General features: G+C 40.3%; 2 protein-coding genes. Both read right to left on the bottom strand.

From position 1 onward, the window contains the following. Positions 1-366: RHS repeat domain-containing protein (locus N483_RS25070; protein WP_155735437.1), on the bottom strand; the 366-nt coding region annotated here is incomplete at its 3' end. 635 nt (positions 367-1,001) lie between these two features. Beyond that, positions 1,002-2,015: hypothetical protein (locus N483_RS27405; protein WP_196764434.1), on the bottom strand; the 1,014-nt coding region annotated here is incomplete at its 5' end.

Below are 2,015 nucleotides of genomic sequence, written 5' to 3'. Positions count from 1 at the left end.
GGTTACTGAGGCAACATTGCGGCCAAACTCATCGTAAATGTAACCTTTTGACCAGTCACTGGTATATTCGTACGCTAAACGATGCTTTTTATCTGTGTCATACACCCAAGTCGCTACGCGTGCACCGTTAACATCATGAGATGTTTTGCGACCAAAACCATCGTAGCCAAAAGTTTGTACATTACCGTTAGCATCTGTTTGTTTTATCAAATCCCCAAATGCATTGTAGTCATAGGTCCACGTACCACTGTCTAGGTCGGTTTGGCTTACCTTCAAGCCAGTAAGTAAGTTATAGCTGTTTTCAATCAGCAAATTGGAATGGGTGTCATCTATTTTTCTTTCTTTCAATAGCCATAAAAAAGCCATCCATACTTTAACGTTCAGTAAAGCATAGACGGCTTCTTACACTACCCCCAAATTGGAATGGGTGTCACATTTATTATACACTTGTATATAGCACTCCACTTGGACCAGAAAGTCGATAGACGCGACCACACAGGTCAAATAGGCGTGACCAAAAAATCGGTGAAACGCGACCAAACATGAAAAAGCCCCAGCACTTGCTGGGGCTTTGGATTGGGTGTTTTTTATTTCTTCAAATTAGAATGGGTGTCACCTATATTTTTCATTTTCAACCAATATAACCATTTTCTATCAGATAGAACAATACCGCAGTAACAAGTATAAATAGCAACAGTTTTTTATCTTTCCTTCTATTTTTAATGCGATAATCTTCTTGAGAAATAAAGATTAAAGGAGAAAGCTTAACGTCCATTAATACTGACATTGAAACTAAGAAAACCATTCCTAAAATAACAAATAAAGAGTCAATTGAGTACAGCACTAAAAAAAGTGGAGATAATAGTAATGAAATAAAAGATACCCAACCTACAGTCCTATATTTTCTATAATAAACAAAACCACAATTCTTGCACTTGAAAGGGAAAAGTTCACATGCAAAAAAAGCTTTGAATGTAAGATTTTTATTACAATTTCTACAGCTATTCACCATAAATGCCAATCCCATTTTGAATTAAATGCTCTACGTTCAAATTATCCCCATATGTTTGAGATGCTCTCAGCATACCTCCAAATAATGCCAAAGATGCGGCAGGTCCTCCAGCATAATATTTCACACCCATTGTCATAGAAATTCGTCCAGTTAAGTAGGCCTGAGATGCATCATTTTGTGCGGAAATATCATATAAATCATATAAGCCTTTATTGACCTCTGCTTGAGTATTAGGCTCGTGTAAATACTCATAAATTGCGCCCCCAATTCTTGCAGAGTCATTGTATAATATATCAAAGTTTGCAGCACAACTTTGCGATCCTGTGGCCAATGAACATGCACCGTAATAGTAAAATTTACCTGCATGCTTTGTTACATGCCATGAATCTGAAACAAATGATATTGCACCATCAACCACCAATTCAGGCAAAGACTTTTCTTCATTCATAGCACGACTAGCTACTTCTTTTCGAAGCGCTGCCCTCATCTCCCCATTCAACAAATGCATCATCGCCGCAGTCCTTGCGCCATTTGAGAACTTACCACCAGTAAGCGCACTCGCTGTACCACCAACAATAGCCGCTATCGCTGTCCGCCCTGCAATTGCTGGCCATGCACGGTTATTCAAATTAAACCCGGCATTACCCATTGCCATCTTGGTAAAGCCAGCCGAAATAAATCCATGGCCGAATTTACCACCTGACAGGACACTAGATACTCCACCCACAACTGCATGACTTCCAGCCCATTGCAATTGCTGGCCCAGTTCCAAGTCTCCGAATGATAAATTTGATCCTGGCTTAATACCGAATTCAGCTTTAAAGTGTTTACCTATTTGCTGGAATGCGAGAGCAGAGACCGCCGCAATAGCACCACTCTTTAACGCAGAACCAACATCCCCCGTCACAGCATAGCTTTGCGCAGCATTGTATATCCCCAAACAAGCCGGAGCCGCTGCATTACATGTTATCCCAATCCCAATCTGAACAGCGGCATTAAGGAC

This window comes from Pseudoalteromonas luteoviolacea NCIMB 1944 (assembly GCF_001625565.1).
Classification (GTDB): domain Bacteria; phylum Pseudomonadota; class Gammaproteobacteria; order Enterobacterales; family Alteromonadaceae; genus Pseudoalteromonas; species Pseudoalteromonas luteoviolacea_F.
Note: the sequence above shows the minus strand (reverse complement) of the source record. Positions and strands in the feature narration are given on the sequence as shown.